Annotated in this window: 14 protein-coding genes; 9 read left to right on the top strand and 5 right to left on the bottom strand. The window is 66.0% G+C overall.

The features are described from left to right. Positions 1-52: 52 nt before the first annotated feature. From GTH33_RS01015 to GTH33_RS01005, 3 genes are read right to left on the bottom strand one after another with little or no spacing between them, the layout of a single operon-like run. Positions 53-856, bottom strand: coding sequence for an SDR family NAD(P)-dependent oxidoreductase (locus tag GTH33_RS01015; RefSeq protein ID WP_163956662.1), 804 nt, complete (start codon positions 854-856; stop codon positions 53-55). 10 nt (positions 857-866) lie between these two features. Further along, on the bottom strand, positions 867-2,405 hold the full coding sequence (locus tag GTH33_RS01010) for a GMC family oxidoreductase (RefSeq protein ID WP_163956661.1): 1,539 nt from the start codon (positions 2,403-2,405) through the stop codon (positions 867-869). Next, entirely contained in the window at positions 2,402-3,748 is a 1,347-nt protein-coding gene (locus GTH33_RS01005) for an alpha/beta fold hydrolase (protein WP_208404223.1), read from the bottom strand. The genes GTH33_RS01010 and GTH33_RS01005 overlap by 4 nt, the downstream gene beginning before the upstream one ends. 225 nt (positions 3,749-3,973) lie before the next feature. On the opposite strand from GTH33_RS01005, the gene GTH33_RS01000 reads away from it, so the two are divergent. Next, positions 3,974-4,573, top strand: a complete 600-nt coding sequence (locus GTH33_RS01000; protein WP_163956659.1) for a Dps family protein — start codon at positions 3,974-3,976, stop codon at positions 4,571-4,573. A 159-nt stretch (positions 4,574-4,732) separates the two neighbouring features. Here GTH33_RS01000 and GTH33_RS00995 read toward each other — a convergent pair whose 3' ends face one another. After that, positions 4,733-7,174: a glycoside hydrolase family 95 protein gene (locus GTH33_RS00995; protein ID WP_163956657.1), complete on the bottom strand. Its 2,442-nt coding sequence runs from the start codon at positions 7,172-7,174 to the stop codon at positions 4,733-4,735. Positions 7,175-7,264: 90 nt separating this feature from the next. On the opposite strand from GTH33_RS00995, the gene GTH33_RS00990 reads away from it, so the two are divergent. Beyond that, positions 7,265-8,428: a pectinesterase family protein gene (locus GTH33_RS00990; protein ID WP_163956655.1), complete on the top strand. Its 1,164-nt coding sequence runs from the start codon at positions 7,265-7,267 to the stop codon at positions 8,426-8,428. A 13-nt stretch (positions 8,429-8,441) separates the two neighbouring features. Here GTH33_RS00990 and GTH33_RS00985 read toward each other — a convergent pair whose 3' ends face one another. Beyond that, the gene (locus GTH33_RS00985) at positions 8,442-9,242 is read right to left on the bottom strand and encodes an IclR family transcriptional regulator (RefSeq protein WP_163956653.1); all 801 of its coding nucleotides are present in this window, start codon (positions 9,240-9,242) and stop codon (positions 8,442-8,444) included. 101 nt (positions 9,243-9,343) lie between these two features. Here GTH33_RS00985 and GTH33_RS00980 point away from each other — a divergent pair, with 101 nt between their 5' ends. The 7 genes from GTH33_RS00980 to GTH33_RS00950 all read left to right on the top strand — a co-directional run bounded on the left by GTH33_RS00980 (position 9,344) and on the right by GTH33_RS00950 (position 18,320). Continuing rightward, positions 9,344-10,090 carry an SDR family oxidoreductase gene (locus tag GTH33_RS00980; protein ID WP_163956651.1) on the top strand — a complete coding sequence of 249 codons (747 nt, stop codon included), beginning with the start codon at positions 9,344-9,346 and terminating at the stop codon, positions 10,088-10,090. Further along, complete coding sequence (locus tag GTH33_RS00975) at positions 10,087-11,382, top strand: L-fuconate dehydratase (RefSeq protein ID WP_163956649.1); 1,296 nt, start codon at positions 10,087-10,089, stop codon at positions 11,380-11,382. Before GTH33_RS00980 ends, GTH33_RS00975 begins: the two co-directional genes overlap by 4 nt. After that, positions 11,379-12,155 carry an L-fucose dehydrogenase gene (locus GTH33_RS00970; protein ID WP_163956647.1) on the top strand — a complete coding sequence of 259 codons (777 nt, stop codon included), beginning with the start codon at positions 11,379-11,381 and terminating at the stop codon, positions 12,153-12,155. Before GTH33_RS00975 ends, GTH33_RS00970 begins: the two co-directional genes overlap by 4 nt. A 22-nt stretch (positions 12,156-12,177) precedes the next feature. After that, complete coding sequence (gene fucP, locus GTH33_RS00965) at positions 12,178-13,428, top strand: L-fucose:H+ symporter permease (protein WP_163956645.1); 1,251 nt, start codon at positions 12,178-12,180, stop codon at positions 13,426-13,428. Further along, positions 13,428-14,438 carry a zinc-binding alcohol dehydrogenase family protein gene (locus GTH33_RS00960; protein WP_163956643.1) on the top strand — a complete coding sequence of 337 codons (1,011 nt, stop codon included), beginning with the start codon at positions 13,428-13,430 and terminating at the stop codon, positions 14,436-14,438. Before fucP ends, GTH33_RS00960 begins: the two co-directional genes overlap by 1 nt. Next, entirely contained in the window at positions 14,438-15,262 is an 825-nt protein-coding gene (locus tag GTH33_RS00955; protein WP_163956641.1) for an amidohydrolase family protein, read from the top strand. Before GTH33_RS00960 ends, GTH33_RS00955 begins: the two co-directional genes overlap by 1 nt. A 358-nt stretch (positions 15,263-15,620) precedes the next feature. Further along, positions 15,621-18,320 carry a TonB-dependent receptor gene (locus tag GTH33_RS00950; protein WP_212592665.1) on the top strand — a complete coding sequence of 900 codons (2,700 nt, stop codon included), beginning with the start codon at positions 15,621-15,623 and terminating at the stop codon, positions 18,318-18,320. Positions 18,321-18,342: the final 22 nt, after the last annotated feature.

Raw genomic sequence — 18,342 nt, 5'->3', positions numbered from 1 at the left:
TCACTTCAGCGTCCGATGAATGCCGCGGTATCGACGATACCGCGGCTAACCCTTATCCGGCGATGGTGAAGACCGAACCGGAATCGACTCTGATGCCGGCGCCATTGATGAAACTCGCCCGCTCGGAGCACAGGAAAGCGACCGCTGCGGCCACCTCTTCGGCCCGCCCGCGCCGCTTGAGCACCATGCCCGGCCGCTCCTCTTCGAGAAAGCTCGCGATCGCCTCATCGAAGCTCTCGCCGCGTTCCTCCGCCCGTTTGCGCATCATCGTGTCCGTCATTGGTGTTGCGATAAACGCGGGCGAAACGGTGTTAACCAGTACGTTGTCGCCGCCATAGGCCTTGGACAGCCCCTTAGCGAGGGCGAGGATACCTGCCTTGGATGCGCAATAGGCCAATTCGTCGATGTAGGGCTGAACCGCATCTTCGGAGGCGAACAAGACGATCCGGCCCCAGCCATTCTCGCGCATTGCCGGAATGGCTTCCCGGCACATCCGAACCGCGCCCATCAAATTGATGTCGAGCGTATCCTGCCAGCCGGCATCGTCGACATCGAGGAAGTCGCCCGTCGCTCCCGTCACGCCTGCGGCGTTGACGTAGATGTCCGGGTTGCCGAGCCTGTCGCGCACCTGCACCCAGATCGACCGCACGTCGTCGGGATTGGTCACGTCGCCCGCGACGGCGATGACCTCGCCGAGTGAGGTGAGGTCCGCGATCGCCTCGTCCAGCGTACCATCGGGCCGATCGGTGATCGCAACGCGGACCCCCGCCTCGAGCAGCAGGCGTGCGGTTTCCCGGCCCATGCCGGAATCCGCGCCACTGATAAGCGCGATACGGTTCTTGATACCCAAATCCATGATCAACTCCTCAATGCCTGGATGCGAGAAAACGGTCGGAGGTACGCAGCGACAACGCCATGATGGTCAACGCGGGATTGGCCGCCAGCGCGCTGGGAAAGACGGAATTGTCGCAGATCAGCAGATTTGGAACATCGAAGCTGCGACCGTCGGGGTCGACCACAGCGGCGTCGCCATCCGTCCCCATGCGGCACGTGCCGATCGTATGGGCGGAGCGGTCGACCGCGACGATGTCCCTCGCACCGGCCGCTTCCCAGATCCGAGTGAGCGTGCGCCGTGCATGACGGTCAATCGCTTGCTCGTTGGCGTGATAGCTGAAGTCGATCCGCGCCTTGCGGTGGCCGTAGGCGTCGACCTCATCGGCGAGCATCAGACGGTTGTCGGCATGGGGCAGGCACTCGCCGTTGATCCCGATCCCCGCCATCTGATTGTACCCGCGAAGAAGGGCCTGAAGCCGCTCGCCCCACATGCCGGCTCCACGCGCAAGGCCGGTGGCGAGGTTGACGGGCAGCACGCCGAGGCTCTGGATGAGATAGCCGCCCGCGCAGCCCGCATCGCCGGGCCGCATCATGTCCTCGCTGATCAGCGATGAAGGATAGCCGCGGTTCATCCGCATGTCGGCGTCGAACCGGCCCCAGATCTGTGTCGCGACATGCGCCATGAAGTTGCGGCCGACCTGGCCGCTTGAATTGGCAATGCCGAGATTGAGCAACAGCCGCGGTGTTTCGACCCCGCCGGCGCACAGGAAGACGGTCGAACAACGCTGGCGGTGCTCCTTGCCGTCCTGTCGATACACGACTGCGCTGATCCGTCCGCTGCCGTCGAACTCGAACGACACCACGCGCGCCCCGGCACGGATCTCGGTCCCATGCGCGAGGGCAAGCGGCAGGTAGGTCGTATCCATGCTGGTCTTCGCCGCGGTCCGACAGCCCTGGTGGCAGGTGCCGCAATTGACGCAGGCCTGACGCTGCCCCCAGTGCGGCTGGTCCCGATCGCGTGAAACCAGGGCGGCAGGCGCATCGGTGGCGGTCATGCCGACCGCCGCACAGCCGCGGGCCATTGCGTCAGCCGCGGCGTTGCGCGCGACCGGTGGATAGGCATAGCGACGGGTGGCGTCCCATGGGTAGTCGTCCGGTCCGGATACGCCGGTAAACTGCTCCACCTCCGCAATGTAGCGGATCAATTCGGCATGATCGATGGGCCAGTCGGCACCCTGACCGGTCATCGTCTTCAGTTGCAGGTCGCGCGGATCGGGGCGGGGGCAAAAGGCGCCCCAGTGCAGGGTCGACCCGCCGACGCCCATCCCCGAATTGTTCGAACCGAACGCCGTCGGGGTTGCCCCGCCGCTCAGCCGCTCCTCCATCCAGTAGATGTCGGCGGCGATCTCGTCGGCGACGTGATCGTCGGGGCGGAACGGTCGGCCCGCCTCCAGCGCCACCACCGACAGACCTGCCTGCGCCAGCCGCGAGGTAAGCGGTGCGCCACCTGCGCCCGTGCCGATCACCACGGCATCGACGACCTCATGCGCGCCGTAATGTTTCGACGTCACGAGGCGCGCTCCACCGTCGGTTGCCAGGCTTCCAGGTCGTCGGCGCCGGTGCGCGTGTATCCCTGCTTGCGGCGACCATCGCCACCGACCGCGAAGCCGTCATAGCCGATCGCTGCCATCGTCGTAGGCAGCGACATCCAGATGCGCACCGTTTCGGCGCGCACGTCCTCGAACCACAACGCCATCTGTTCGGGAGAGAGCTGTGCCTCATCCTCACGGTTGCCGACCTCGCCGTCGGCCACACGTTCGAGCAAGCGGGCCTGCGCGCCGAGGTCGAGAGAGGCGAAACCATAGGCCGCCATCGTCGCAAACCCGCGCTGCCATGCCTCACGGTCGGGCGGCAGTATTGCGAAGCGCCAGCCATCCCCGGTCCCGTCCGCGATGCCGCTCAGGATACGATCCGCCAGAATAGCCGCGCCGTCAGCATCGGGCAGGATCTGCGCGACCAGAGCCGTTGCCGTGGTACGGTTTTCCGCCGTCCAGATCGCAGCGTGGGCAGGAGGACGCAGGCGGTCCAGCAGGGCAGCGCGGGTCCTGCGGCTGACGCGATCGGAACCGAGCAGCCTCGCGAAATCGGCGGGCAATTCGGCTTGCGTCACGTTCGCGACATGGCCTTCGATCAATGCGGCGAGCACCTGCGGCTGTTCGTAGGGAATAAGATGTGCCGCTCCCTGCACGACCTGAACATCGGCCGTCACGTAATGCGGCAGGTTGAGCCGAAGCTGGGCATCCTCACCCAGATCGCCATCGTCCGCGCCGGCGAGGATCAGGGCAGGTATCGAGATAATACGCGCCTCGGCGCTCCAATCCTCCCGACTCCCGCGCTCCAGCCATCCGAGCCACGCCTCGCGGCTCGAACGCCGTACGTCGTCGATCGCCGTGTCGCGCAAGGGGGGCGGCAATCGTGCCGCGGTGTTGGCGTCGACGAACGTTGCGGCTTCGGCGTGTGACGCCTGCTTTTTGGCGAACCAGCCGATCATCTCGGCGCGACGATCCTCGTCCATCGGTTCGGGCGAGGGGGGCGATGCGGCAACCAGAACGACGCCGAGGATTGCGGACAATCCGATCTCGCCCCGTGCGGCTCGTGCAGCGACGAGCGTTGCGATCTTGCCTCCCATGCTATGGCCGACGAGCACGCACGAAGACAAAGCGCGAGACCGTATCTCGTCCGCCAGCCAATCCGCCATCGCAGCAACGTTCAGATAGCCATATGGTGCGGCCGCCCCGAAGCCTGGCAGGTCGAGCGCGACGCAATCACGCCCCGGTAGATAATGGAGAACAGGCTTCCACTCTTTCGCGCTTGCGCCAAGTGCGTGAAGAAACACCAACGTCGGTCCGGTCATCAGGCCTCGCAAAGTCAACTGCATGCCCGACGTTGCAACGGAAGGTCAGTTCCGAAGCCATGCGCCCGTTGCCAAAAGAACGGTGGGAACCGTTCCAATGCGCTCGCCGGCCCCGCTCTCCGGCGACCAGCCTCAAAGGATCACAGCTCCCCTGATGGGGACCCTTCGGGCCGGTCCCTTGTTGTGGGGACGCACGATCCTCATGCAATATCGGAGCTGAACCCCATGGCGAAAAAGCCGTCCAAAGTGAGCAACGCGTCCACGGACGAAGCGCAGCCGCGCTACGCCGTCGATTATCGCGAGATCCAGCCATATGGTACGTTGAAAGACCTGCCCATCGCGCTCGAAGACAATGCGCGTGCCCAGAGCGTGGAGATCCTGAACCAGGTTCTGGTCGATACGATCACTCTGCGTGACATGTACAAGAAGCACCATTGGCAAATGTCCGGCGCGACCTTCTACCAACTGCATCTACTGCTCGATAAGCATTTCGAGGAGCAGTCCGACCTGGTCGACATGATTGCGGAGCGGATCATGGCGTTGGGCGGCATCAGCATCGCCATGGCGCCCGACGTGGCCGAGATGACCCGCATCCCTCGCCCTCCCAAGGGACGCGAAGATGTTCCCTCACAGCTCGCGCGTCTACTCGAAGCGCACGAGATCATCCTGCGTCAGGCACATGAAGGCGCGGAAGCCGCGGACGAGTCCGGCGACGACGGCACGAACGATCTGCTGGTCAGCAACATCATTCGCACCGGCGAGCCGCAAGTCTGGTTCTTGGCCGAACATCTTGCGGCAACCGAACTGGTGCGTCCCAACGCATAAGCCTCAGCGGGTGGCGCACACGTAATCTCCGTGTGCGCCACGTCCAATACGAGGCGAATTTGAGATGAACAGATGTCCAAAGTTGGGAACAACGACGGAGCGCAGGAATGTCCGGAACTGGGTCTTCAATGCGTTTCGAAGTGAGATCCCCTAAGTAGCTTAGTTGGATCTGAGCTCCGGCCCCAAGACGCGAGTGGTTCCACCTGCGGGCAAGCGTATGTTCCGCGACGCTGCGTCGCAGCGTACCGTCTGTCGGCTCGCCACCGAACTGCGGATAACGGCTTCGGCGAGAACGCCCTCATGCCAGCGTATATCGACTTCGCAGCCGCCTCTGGCCCGCAGCCCGTTAACGGATCCGTCTGGCCAAGCGTCGGGAAGTGCCGGTAGGATGTGGATGACGTCTCCAGTGCTTCGCAGCAGCATCTCGGCGATGGCCGCCGCGCCACCGAAGTTGCCGTCGATCTGAAACGGGGGATGCGCGTCGAACATGTTGGGGTAGGTCCGGGCCGGGCCGACCAGGAAGCGCAGGATCTCGTGCGCGTGATTGCCGTCGCCCAGGCGCGCCCAGAGCGCGATGCGCCACGCGGTTGCCCAGCCGGTCGCCTCGTCGCCGCGGGTCTGGAGCGAGCGCTTCGCGGCAGACGCGAGTTCGGGTGTCCCGTCGACCGTGATCTGGTTGCTCGGATACAGCGCATACAGGTGGCTGACGTGGCGATGATGCTGGTCTCCCGCATCAGCATCCCAGTCGTCCTGCCATTCCTGGAGCTGGCCCTGGCGACCAATCCTGAACGGAGCGAGGCGGCTGCGTGCCGCGAGGAACTGACCCGCCAGCGTGGCGTCGGTGCCGAGCACGCGCGCAGCGCGCGCGGTCTGGTCGAACAGGTCGCGAAGGATCGCCATGTCCATCGTCGGCCCGGCGCAGATGGAGGAGCCGTGCCCATGGCTGTTCTCCGGCGACATGGACGGATTGGTGACCAGATATCCGGTGTTCGGATCGCGCTGCAGCACATCGAGGAAGAACAGGGCCGCGCCGCGCATGATCGGGTAGACGGAACGCAGGAACGCGACGTCGCGGCCGTAATCGTAATGGTCCCAGAGATGCGTGCAGAGCCAGGCGCCGCCGGTCGGCCACATGCCGAACTTGGCCCCGTCGATCGGAGCGGTCGCACGCCAAAGATCGGTATTGTGGTGGCACACCCAACCGCGGGCACCGTACATGATCTTGGCGGTGCGTGCGCCGGTGACGGACAGGTCGCGCAGCATGGCAACGAGCGGCTCCACGCATTCGGCGAGGTTGGTCGGCTCGGCGGGCCAGTAGTTCATCTCGGTGTTGATGTTGACCGTGTACTTGCCACCCCAAGGCGGATTGGGCGTGTCGTTCCATAGGCCCTGCAGATTGGCAGGCTGGCCGCCGCGTCGGGAGGAGGCGATCAGCAGGTAACGCGCGTAGTTGAAATACAAGGCGGCGAGCGCGGGGTCCTCGCCGCGATCTCCCACCCGCACGCGCTGATCCGTCGGTTTGGCGGCAAGAGCGCTGGTGCCCAGATCCAATGTCACGCGCCGGAACAGCCGGCGGTGGTCGGCGACTGCGACCGAGCGAACCATCGCATAGGGTTTGCCCGAAGCCGCATCGATCTGAGCGCGTGTTGCAGCCCTGGGGTCGGCACCGACGTCATCGAAACGGCGATAGCTGGTGGCCATGGCGATGTAGAGAACGAGCGCATCGGCGCCGCGCACCGACAACCGATCTTCCGTACCTGATACCGTCCCGCCGCTCGCGACCGCCCGGACCCGCGCCTCAAAGCGCAGCGCCGCAGCGACGCCGTTGCTGGCGGCGTTGCGCCCGGACAGGACAAGCTCGTTAGACCGGTCGATCGCCACCGCGCTGTCCTTCAGCGGCGTGATAACGGAGAGGTCCACGTCGATCGCACCCGGACGATCCGCCCAAAGCCGGACGGCGATCACCTGATCGACGGCCGATGCGAAAGCCTCGCGCTGGTATTCGGTGGAGCCATCCCGCCAGCGGGTACTCGCGACCGCGCTGTCCAGGTCGAGCGCACGGCGGTATCCGGGCACCGGCGCGGCAGCGGTGAGGGGCGTCACCTGCCCCTTCAGACCACTGGGAGCGGGCTGAGGAGCCGGCTGCGCCGACGCGCCAGCGCGTGAGATCACCAGCGACCCCAGCGTGCCATAAGCCATCTGCCGGATCGGTCGGGCCATCAGCTTGTCCTGTGCCAGCGCCTCCGCCTCGGCGAACTTGCCCTCGAACACGAGCCTGCGTACCTCCGGCAACGCGGTGAGCGCCTCCGGGCTGACCGGGTCATAGGGGCCGCCTGCCCACAGGCTGTCCTCGTTGAGCTGGAGGTATTCGTGATCGGTGCCGCCATGCACCATTCCGCCCAGCCGGCCGTTGCCGATCGGCAGCGCCTCCACCCAGCTTGCCGCCGGTTGAGCATACCAGAGGATGGTGTCGCCGGTGCGCTGCTCCTTCGTCGGAGGCGCTCCGGCTCCGGCGCTGCCGGGGGTCAGTGCAGCCGCGCTCCCTATTGCTACCGTGCGCAGTGCCGTGCGGCGATCCATCGATTTCAGGTCAACGGTCATGCGCCTCTCCCTTTCGCAAGCGCGCTTTCTCTGGCGCAAGTGCGTTCCGCATATGATAGTGGCTTGCGGGCGTCAACATGTGGAGGGCCGATGTCGATAGATGGAGCGAGCAGCGGGCATGAGCTTGCCGGCATCGGCGGCACGGATCTGATCCAGCGGCGCCACGTGCTCGCGGGTTTAACCGCAACGATGCTGTGGCAGGTGCCGCTCGCAGCGGGAACACGTCCGTTCGACGCGGTCGTGGGCGCCGCGCCGCAGCTTCCGCCGACGGTGCCGCGTTTCGGGTTACTCGATGCCCTCCTGCAGTCGGACCTCGCCGCGGGCAGCGCTCCGCTGAACGTGCTGGTGGGGCCTGGCGATCATGTGGGACAGGTCGTGATCCGGCGTCCCAACCTGCGGCTGACAGGATCGGGCGTGGCGCGCACGACATTTCGCGCAGGCGCCTATGCCGGTGCGATCGCGCCCGACGGCAAGCCGTTCGGCACCTTCAGGACCGCGGTCCTGGAGGTCGCGGCACCAGGGTTCGAAGTACGCGACCTCACCATCCTCAACAGCTTCGATGCGCCAGCCGAAATGCGCAAGCCTGACGGCCTCAAGGCAGACGAGGGCGGCAGCCAGCAGGCGATCGCGCTGGCGCTGCGCCGCGGCAGCGATCGCGCCATCCTGGAGCGTTGCGCCATCGTCAGCCATCAGGACACGCTGTTCTGCGAAGACGATCGGTCGCTGTTCCGCGAATGCCGGATCGCCGGCAGCTACGACTTCATCTTCGGCGGCGGCGCTGCGCGCTTCGAGCGATGCGAGATCGTGTCCCGGCGGCGATGGGAGCCGGTGGAGGGCTATATCGCCGCGCCGAGCACCATGATCGACCGTCCGGCGGGTCTCGTCTTCGACGGATGCCAGCTGACCGCCGAACCCGGCGTGCCCGACGGCAGCGTGTTCCTGGGCCGGCCCTGGCGCTCTCCTGCGGTTCGGAACGGCAAGCGGATGAATGCCATGGAGTCGGTCGGCATGGCGGCCTATCTCCGCTGTACCATGGGGCGGCACGTGGCGCCGAGCGGCTGGACCCGCATGTGGTATACGGGGCCGGACGGCAATCCTCGCACTTGGCTCGAACCGGAGGAAGCCCGGTTCGCCGAGTATCGCAATCTCGGGCCTGGTGCCAAGGGCCGGCGTCGCGCGCGGACGTTGACCGATGCGGAGGTCGCGCGCCTGACCCGCGCCGGGCTGTTCGGCGACTGGCGACCTCCCGCCTGAACGCGTGTTCCGCTCAGCTCGCGGGACAGCCGAGCTCGGCGGAGATCCTGCGGGTCGCATCCTGGAGCCGCTGGCGCGTCTCCTCCAGATCGGTCCGCTGCGAACCGTCGATCATCATCAGAAAAGGAATGGTGAGCGCAGCCGCCACGTTCCCGTCGAACCCGAACACCGGATAGCTGATGTCGGTCACTCCCGCCGTGCGTGCGCTGGGCTGCATCTCATAGCCTTGCAACCGCACCACTCGCAGGCGCTGGCGCAGCCGATCGAGCGAATAACCGGACGGATGCGGCAGCCGATGGATCAGGTCGTCGCGCTGGGCCTCGGGCGCGAAGGCCAGCAGCACATGGCCCGAGCAACTGGTGATCAGGTCCACACTGGCGCCAAGGCGCATGGCAAAGCCGACCGGACCGAGGTTTTCCTGCCGATGCACGATCATGCCACGTGCCTCGCCACGAACGACGAGATGGCACGACTGGCTGGTGTCCGCCGCGAGATCGTGCATCGCGGGGGCTGCGACCAGGGCGAGTTCCTGCGCGGGCGTGGCGCGAAACGCGACCTCCAGCATGCGGTAGGTCACGCGGTAGCGATCGCTACCCAGGCCTTTCTGGAGCCACCGCCTCTGCTCCAGGACGACGATCATGCGGAACAGCTCGCTGATCGATCGCCCTAGCCTTTGCGCCATCTCGCTGATGGTAAGTCCGCCAGGCTCCGTTCCCAGGAGCTCAAGGACATCGATGGCCTTCTCGATCGCGGGGGCGGAATAGACGCGCGAACGGCCGCCTTCTTCGCCGGTTTCGGAGGATCGGTCGGACATCGCCTACGCTTACCTGCACTGCAGCAGGGCCGCAATCGCGGGGGTTGCCTTGATGCAAATCGCAAGTATATTCCACTAGTAAAAGCATGAACGGGGGACGGATGACTTCGGGCAGATTGGCGGGGAAGCGCGCTGTCGTGACCGCGGCCGGGCAGGGGATCGGACGCGCCATTCACGATGCCCTTGCGGCGGAGGGCGCCTCGGTCGTCGCTGTGGACCGCGAGGCAGACCTGCTCGCCGGGCTGAGCAGCTCGATCGTCCTCGACCTTACGGATCGTCACGGCGTGGCCGCGCTTCCGGAGCGCACCGGCGCGGTGGACATCCTCGTCAATGCGGCAGGGGTCGTGCACGCCGGCGACCTGCTCGGCTGCACGGAGGACGATTGGGATGCCGCGGTCGCGCTGAACGTCACGGCGACGATGCTGGTGGCCAAGGCCTATGTGCCTTCGATGCTGGAGCGCGGCGGCGGTTCGATCGTGAACATCGCGTCGGTGGCGTCGTCGATCATCGGCGTGCCGAACCGGCTCGCCTACGGGGCGACCAAGGGGGCGGTGATCGGACTGACCAAGGCGATCGCCGCCGACTATGTCGGCCGCGGGATCCGCTGCAACGCGATCTGCCCAGGCACCGTGGAATCGCCCTCGCTGATCGAGCGCGTGCGCGCGCAGGCGGAGCGCGACGGCACGAGCTTCGAGGAGACCCTGGACGCCTTTGCCGGGCGCCAGCCTATCGGGCGGCTGGGCCGCACGAGCGAGATCGCCGCACTGGCGGTGCATCTGGCGGGGGACGAGAGCGCTTTCACGACCGGCACGACCGCGGTGATCGACGGGGGCTGGACGCTGCTATGACCCGCATCACCGGCCTGCGCACCGCCGACATCCGCTTTCCGACCAGCCGCAGCCTGGACGGGTCGGACGCGATGAACCCCGATCCGGACTATTCGGCCGCCTATGTGATTTTGGAGACCGACCGGCTCGGACTGGAAGGGCATGGCCTCACCTTTACGATCGGACGCGGCAACGAGCTCTGCCTGGCGGCAATTGAGACGTTGCGGGAGAGGGTGGTCGGCCTCGATCTGGCTGCGATCATCGACGCGCCCGGGCGTTTCTGGCGCCACGTGACGGGCGACAGCCAGCTGCGCTGGGTGGGTCCCGACAAGGGCGTCATCCATCTCGCGACAGGCGCGGTGGTCAACGCGGTCTGGGACCTGTGGGCGAAGCAGGCAGGCAAGCCGCTGTGGCGGCTGGTCGCCGACCTGACGCCCGAGCAGTTCGTTGCGGCTATCGATTTCCGCTACATCACCGACTGCATCACGCCGGACGAGGCGCTGGCGATGCTGCGGGCGGTTGAGCCCGGCAAGGCCGAGCGGATCGGGCGGCTCGAGGCGGAAGGCTACCCCTGCTACACCACGTCGGCCGGCTGGCTCGGCTATTCCGACGACAAGCTTCGGACGCTCGCGAAGGAGGCGGTAGCTAGTGGCTTTCGCCATGTGAAGCTGAAGGTCGGTCGCGACCTTGCCGACGACATCCGGCGGCTGCGCATCGCGCGCGAGGCCGTCGGCCCAGATGTGCGGCTGATGATCGACGCCAACCAGGTCTGGGAAGTGGGCGAGGCGATCGACTGGGTGCGCCAGCTCGCCTTCGCCGACCCGTGGTTCATCGAGGAGCCGACCAGCCCCGACGACGTGCTGGGGCATCGCGCGATCCGGGAGGGTGTCGCGCCGGTCAAGGTGGCGACGGGCGAGATGTGCCAGAACCGGGTGCTGTTCAAGCAGTTCATCATGGCAGGCGCGATCGACGTGGTGCAGATCGACGCATGCCGGCTGGGCGGGGTCAACGAGATCCTGGCCGTGCTGCTGATGGCGGCGAAATACGGCCTGCCGGTCTGTCCCCATGCGGGCGGCGTGGGCTTGTGCGAATACGTCCAGCATCTCTCGATGATCGACTATGTCGCGGTATCGGGTACCCGCGACGGGCGGGTGATCGAATATGTCGACCACCTGCACGAGCATTTCATCGATCCGTGCGTGATCCGCGACGCGGCATACATGCCGCCGAGCCGCCCTGGGTTCTCCATCGAGATGAAGCCGGATTCGATCGAGCGCTATCGTCACCGTCCTGCGCTGGAGCATGCCGCATGAAGCTGGACCTGGACGGCAAGGTGGTGATCGTCACCGGCGGAGGCGCGGGGATCGGTGGCGCGATCTCGACCGTGCTCGCGGAGGAGGGCGCCATTCCGGCGATCATCGGCCGCAGTCCTCTGCTGCCCGACTTCGAAGAGGGGATCCGCCGGCTGCAGCCCGACACCATCTTCATCCAGGCCGATGTAACCGACGATGCGGCCTGCGCGTCCGCGGTCCGGGCGATCGTGGCCATAGGGCATGGCATCCACGGCCTGGTCAACAACGCCGGCACCAACGACGGGGTCGGGCTGGATCGCGACCCTGCGGACTTCATGAAATCCGTGCGCGGCAACCTCGGTCACTATTTCGGCATGGCGCATCATTGCCTGCCTGCGCTGCGCGAGAGCCGCGGCGCGATCGTCAACATCTCGTCAAAGACCGCGGTCACCGGGCAGGGCGGCACCAGCGGCTATGTCGCGGCGAAGGCGGCGCAGCTCGGGCTGACGCGCGAATGGGCGGCGGCGCTGGCGGGCGACGGCGTGCGCGTCAACGCGGTGATCCCGGCCGAGGTGATGACACCGCTCTACGCCAATTGGATCCGCACCTTCGACGAACCGGACGAGAAGCTCGCGCAGATCACCGCGCGCATTCCGCTGGGCCGCCGAATGACGACCGACCGCGAAATCGCCGACACCGTCGTCTTTCTCATGTCGGGTCGCGCCAGTCACACGACGGGGCAGTGGGTGTTCGTCGACGGCGGCTACACGCACCTCGACCGAGCGCTCGACTGATCCGATGCGGGGCGATCTGAACATGGAGCATGATACCGACCGGCGGCGCTACACGCCCGCGATTATACTGACGGTCAGCCTCTTCTTCCTGTGGGGTGTGGCGAACAACCTGAACGACATCCTGATCGCGCAGTTTAAGAAGGCATTCGTCCTCTCGGATTTCGGCACCAGCTTCGTCCAGCAGGTATTCTATCTCGGCTACTTCCTGCTCGCGATCCCCGCATCGCTGGTCTCCCGATCCTACGGGTACAAGGCCGCGATCGTGACGGGGCTGCTGCTCTACGGAGCGGGCGCGCTGCTCTTCTACCCCGCGGCGGCGATGAGCCAGTACGCGCTCTTCCTGCTGGCGCTGTTCGTGATCGCATGCGGTCTCGCATTTCTCGAGACCGCGGCCAATCCGCTCATCACCGAGCTCGGCGATCCGGCTGGCGCGGCGCGGCGGATCAACCTCGCGCAGGCGGCAAATCCGCTGGGTGCGCTCGCCGGCATCCTGATCGGGCGGACCTTCATCCTGTCCGGCATCCACCATGACGAGCGCGCGCTCGCCGCGATGGGGCAGGCCGAGCGGCTCGCCTGGTACCGGGCGGAGACGCTCGCCGTGCAGCCGCCCTACCTGACCCTCGGCTGCATCGTTCTGTGTTTCGCCGTCGCAGCGGCGCTGATCCGCTTTCCGGCGGGAGAAACGCATGCCTCCGCCGTGACAAGCGAACATCGTTTCGCCGACCTGCTCCGCCGTCCGCGGCTCCTGTTCGCGACGGTGGCGCAGTTCTTCTACGTGGGGGCGCAGGTGGGCCTGTGGAGCTATACCATCCGCTACGCCCAGGCGAACGTGCCGGCGCTGGGCGAGAAGGCTGCGGCGGACATGCTGCTGGCCTCGCTGGCGTTGTTCGCGTTCGGGCGTTTCGCGGGAACGGCGCTGATGACGCGCGTGCGACCGGCGACACTGTTGCTGGCCTTTTCGGTGGTGGCGGCGGTGCTCGCGGCGCTGGCCGCAACCGTGGGCGGCTTGATCGGACTCTACGCGCTGGTCGCCACCAGCTTCTTCCTGTCGATCCAGTTCCCGACGATCTTCGCGCTTGGCGTGGAGGGCCTGGGGCCCCTGCGTCGCTGGGGAGCGTCGCTGATCATCATGGCGATCATCGGCGGCGCGATCCTGACCGGCGCGATGGGCTGGCTGTCCGACCGGGCAGGCATCGCGATCGCGATGCTGATTCCCGCCGCATGCTTCGCCGTGGTCGCCGGTTTCGCCATCTCCGTCCGGCGTGCCGCGTGATGGAAACGGTGGTCTGCCGCACGCCGGGCGAGCTGGTGGTGCAAGAGGTTGCGGAGCCGCAGCGCAGGCCCAGCGAGGTGCTGCTGCGCATCCGTCGCGTGGGCGTGTGCGGGACCGATTACCACATCTTCCGCGGCACCCAGCCGTACCTGTCCTACCCGCGCGTCATGGGCCACGAGCTCGCCGGCAAGGTCGTCGACTGTGATGAGGGAAGCGCGTTCGCGCCAGGACAGCCGGTGTGCGTCATCCCCTATCTCTCCTGCGGGCAGTGCGTCGCATGCCGTGCAGGCAAGCCCAATTGCTGTGCCCGCATCGCCGTGCTGGGCGTCCACCGGGATGGAGGTCTGGCGGAGTATCTCTGCATCGACGAGCAGTTCGTCGTCGATGCGACCGGCCTGACGCTGGACGCCGCCGCGATGGTCGAGTTCCTGGCGATCGGCCACCATGCGGTCGTGCGCGGCAGCGTCGCGGCGGGAGAGCGCCTGCTCGTCGTCGGTGCCGGGCCAATCGGCATGGCCGTCACCCTCTTCGCCGCTCTCGCCGGTGCCAGCGTCACGGTGCTCGACGGCAACGCGGCGCGCGCGCGCTTCTGCATTGAGGAGCTCGGCGCGTGCGCCAGTAGCGATCCGGGCGAGGGCGTCGCCGAGCGGCTGCTGACGCTGAGCGGCGGCGACATGTTCGACTGCGTGTTCGACTGCACCGGCAGCGCCGCGGCGATGACGACAGGCTTCGGATATGTCGCACATGGCGGTCGCTACGTGCTGGTGTCGGTGGTAAGCGCCGACATCACCTTCAGCGATCCCGAGTTCCACAAGCGCGAGATGACGCTTCTCGGCAGCCGCAATGCGACGCGGGACGACTTCGATGCGGTGATCGCGGCGATGCGCGCGGGCGCGGTTCCGATCGCCGCCATGCACACGCACAGCGCGCCGCTGGCCGACCTGCCCTCCGCCCTACCGCGGTGGATGGAGCCGCAGGCGGGTGTGATCAAGGCCATCGTGGAGGTCTGATGCGCGTCGATGCGCATCAGCATTATTGGCGGATCGGTCGCAACGGTCACGTCTGGCCGACGCCCGATCTGGTCCCGATCCACCGCGATTTCCTGCCCCGCGATCTGGACGGGGAACGTGATGCGCTCGGCATTGCCGCGACCGTGGCGGTTCAGTCGCAGCCGGACGACCTGGATACCGCATGGCTGCTCGATCTGGCAGCGAGAACTCCGTCGATCGCCGCGGTCGTGGGCTGGGTCGACCTGCGTGCCGCCGACGCGCCCGCACAAATCGCACGGCTGGCGCGCAACCCCAAGCTGCGCGGGTTGCGCCCGATGCTGCAGAACCTGCCTGCCGAGTGGATCGAGCAACCTGCCGCCGCGCCCGCCCTGCTCGCAATGGTCGAGCACGATCTGGTCTTTGACGCGCTGATCCGGCCGCATCACCTACCAGCGATCGGCCGGATAGCCGCCACGTACCCGACGCTCCGGATCGTGGTGGACCATGGCGGCAAGCCCGCCATTGCCCAGCGTTCGCACGAGCCATGGGCACGCGATCTCGCAGCCCTTGGCCGCCTGCCGAACGTCGCGTGCAAGCTGTCCGGGCTCGTGACGGAAGCGGAGCCCGGCTGGGCTGTCGACGATCTCCGGCCCTATGCCGAGCACGTGCTCGATGTGTTCGGCTCGTCACGCACCCTCTGGGGGAGTGACTGGCCGGTGCTGCTGCTGGCCGGTTCCTATGCCGAGTGGGCTCGCGCCTCGGACGACCTGTTGTCGAGCCTTGACGCGGATGATCGCGCCTGCGTGCTCGGCGACACTGCGCGGAACGTTTACCGCATCTCCTAGGTCGCGACGGCGACTGGGTGTCGCGGCGAGCTCCTGGCCATCGGCCACCCTCAACGGGCCGGCAGAGTTACTTGCACGCGTGAAACATGCTTCTTTGGAGCAGCGTCAGCAATCGCTCGATACAATGACCTCGCTCCAGAGACAAATTCCTCGCGAATGCAGATTCCATATATACAAACATATGCCACCAGTGATAAACAATAGCGTCTCCGATGAAGGCTGAACCTTCGCGGAACGCCGGGTTCACGAGAACGGTCCTGCCGAGAACGGTCCTGCCGAGAACGGTCCTGCCGAGGACGGGCCGATACAGGAGGGGATAGACATGAAGACGCTTCGCTCAGCCGCATCTCTGATCGCGATGGCCGTGGCAGGCGCCGCGGCACCTGCCTTTGCGCAGGACAGCGCCGCTCAGGCGCCCACGCCGGTGGCAACGGCTGGAGACGAGGCCGACAGCGCCGACATCGTTGTCACGGGGATCCGGCGCAGCCTTCAAGAAGCCATCGCCATCAAGCGCGATGCGCCCAACCTGGTCGAAGCGATCTCGGCCGAGGACATAGGCAAGTTCCCTGACCGCAATCTCGCCGAATCCCTTCAGCGCGTGACGGGCGTGCAGATCACCCGCAACAAGGGCGAGGGCAGCGGCGTCAGCGTCCGCGGCCTGTCTGAGAACTTCACGCGCACGCTTTACAACGGCCGCGTTCTTACTTCACCAAGCGGGACGCGCGGTTTCTCGTTCACCTCCATGCCGACCGACTTCGTCAGCGCGGTGGAGGTAAGCAAAACGCCGACCGCCGACATGATCGACGGCGGCATTTCCGCAACGATTAACGTCCGCATCAATCGCCCGGTCGATGTCGCGCGCAACGTCGTCGCCCTGAGCGCGGAAGCCCTCTACGAGAGCAATCCCGAGAAGCTGACCCCCCACGTTTCCGCCTTCGTCAATCGCGTGTTCGGCGACGGGACCTTCGGCGTGAATCTCGGCGTCAACTACGAGCGACGCAAGGTGATCCAGGCCGGGTTCACCGGCTACGGCATCGAACAGCGCAGGGAGAACGCCACCGGCGGCTTCGACTACAATCGCGATGGCGTGCGATCGGACACGACCTTCGGGTTCGATCACGCGACGACCTTCGTGTCGGACGAGGGCGATTTCGAACGCAAGGCGATCGTCGGTGGCTTGCAGTGGAAGCCGTCGCCGGACATCAATCTCTATGCCGACGGCTTGGCGACGTGGTTCACCGACGGCTTCAACCGCTTCGAGCACCAGCTGCGCTGGACCAACATCGGCGGCCCGACCGGCGCCGTCCGCGGCAGCACGGTAGGCGCAGGCAATCTGCTCACCTTCCTCGATGCGGATGGAGTGGATCACCAGACCAACAATCTCAATTGGACCATCGCGGACCGGACGCTGAACTTCGCGATCGGCGGCGAGGCAAAGGCGGGCAATCTGACCGTCACGGGCGAGGGGACCTACGGCCGATCGGTGCGGACGCTCTCCGACCGCGACTCCTTCGTGCCGATCTCACGCGCGTCGGCCTCGTATACGCTCGTTGACGATCTGGGCGCCGTGCCCGACATCGCCTATACGCGCGGCTATAACTCGCTCGATCCGAGCACCTATTACTTCCGCAGCTTCTCGTCTTTCCGTGGCCAGAAGGGATACGAGATGAACAAGGCCGTGCGCCTGGACGCGAAGTACGATTTCGGCGACAGCTTCCTGCGTTCGGTCAAGATCGGCGGCTACGCCGGTGAGGACGAGATCGAGTTCGGTCCGCGCCCGCAATATACGGTCGGCCCGCAGGTGCTCGCCTCTGTCTACGGCACACCGTACCTTCCCGGCGTCGAGGGCGGCGCGATCTCCGCGGCGGGCCTGCTGAAGGAGGTCGATTATTCGCGCTTTATCGGCGACGGGCTCGGCAAATTCTTGGTTGCCGACTACTCCAAGCTGTTCGCGAACCTGAACTTGGAAGACGTGCTCGCGCGCGGCACGCTGGTGCTGAACCGCACCAACCAGTTCACCGTCGATGAGAGGGTCTTGGCCGCTTATGCCCGCGCCGACTTCGCCAGCGCCGACGACCGCCTCGTCGGCAACATCGGCCTGCGCTACGTCCGCACGCGCGTGTCGTCGGACGGTTTCGGCGCAGACATCGCCAACGCGACACTCCAGAACGACAGTATCACGCTGCTCGTGCCCGATAGCGGGCCGATCGCGTTTCGAAACCGCTACAGCAACTGGCTGCCGAGCCTGAACGCGCGCTACGAGCTGGCGGACAATCTGATCGTTCGTGTCGGGCTGGCGCGGGCGATGACGCGACCCGACCTCAACCGGTTGTCGCCGACGGTGACGATCAACGCGAACGTGCGGACCATCACGACGCAGAACCCCTCTCTACGACCCTATTTGGCGGACCAGGCGGATCTGTCGCTCGAATATTATTACGGTCGCACAGGCCTGCTTTCGGCAGCCGTCTTCTACAAGGATGTGAAGAACTTCATCGTCGACACGACCTCGGTCGAGACGCGCACGATACGGTCGACCCTGACGGGCACGGTCACACTCGACTTTCGCACATCGCGGCCGGACAATGGCGCTGGGGGCAAGGTGAAGGGCCTGGAACTGAATGCCCAGGTGCCGCTCGACATGCTGCCTTCGCCTTTCGACGGCCTGGGCGTGACCTCCAACGTGACGCTGCTCAACGTCAGCGACGTGCAGACGGTCGCGGGCGGTCCTCGCGTGCCGATCCCCGGCGTGTCCAAGCGAAGCTACAATCTCGGCGGCTATTACGAGAAGAACGGCTTCGGCATCCGTGCCAACTATTCCTATCGCAGCGCGGCCGTGAACAGCACCACCGGGACCTTCGGAGACGGCGATCGCGGCGAAGCCTATGGACAGCTCGACATCTCGGCCAATCTCGATGTCACACGCAACTTGGCGCTGACATTCAACGCCAGCAACGTCACACATGCGACACTAAAGCGCGAGACGCTCGGAGGCGTGCTACTCAGCGAGTGTGACTTCGGTCGGCGCTTCACGGGCGGAGCACGTGTAAAATTCTGATTATAGATGTTGGAGAAGTAAG

The sequence above is a fragment of the Sphingomonas insulae genome (genome assembly GCF_010450875.1).
GTDB classification, from domain to species: domain Bacteria; phylum Pseudomonadota; class Alphaproteobacteria; order Sphingomonadales; family Sphingomonadaceae; genus Sphingomonas; species Sphingomonas insulae.
Note: the sequence above shows the minus strand (reverse complement) of the source record. Positions and strands in the feature narration are given on the sequence as shown.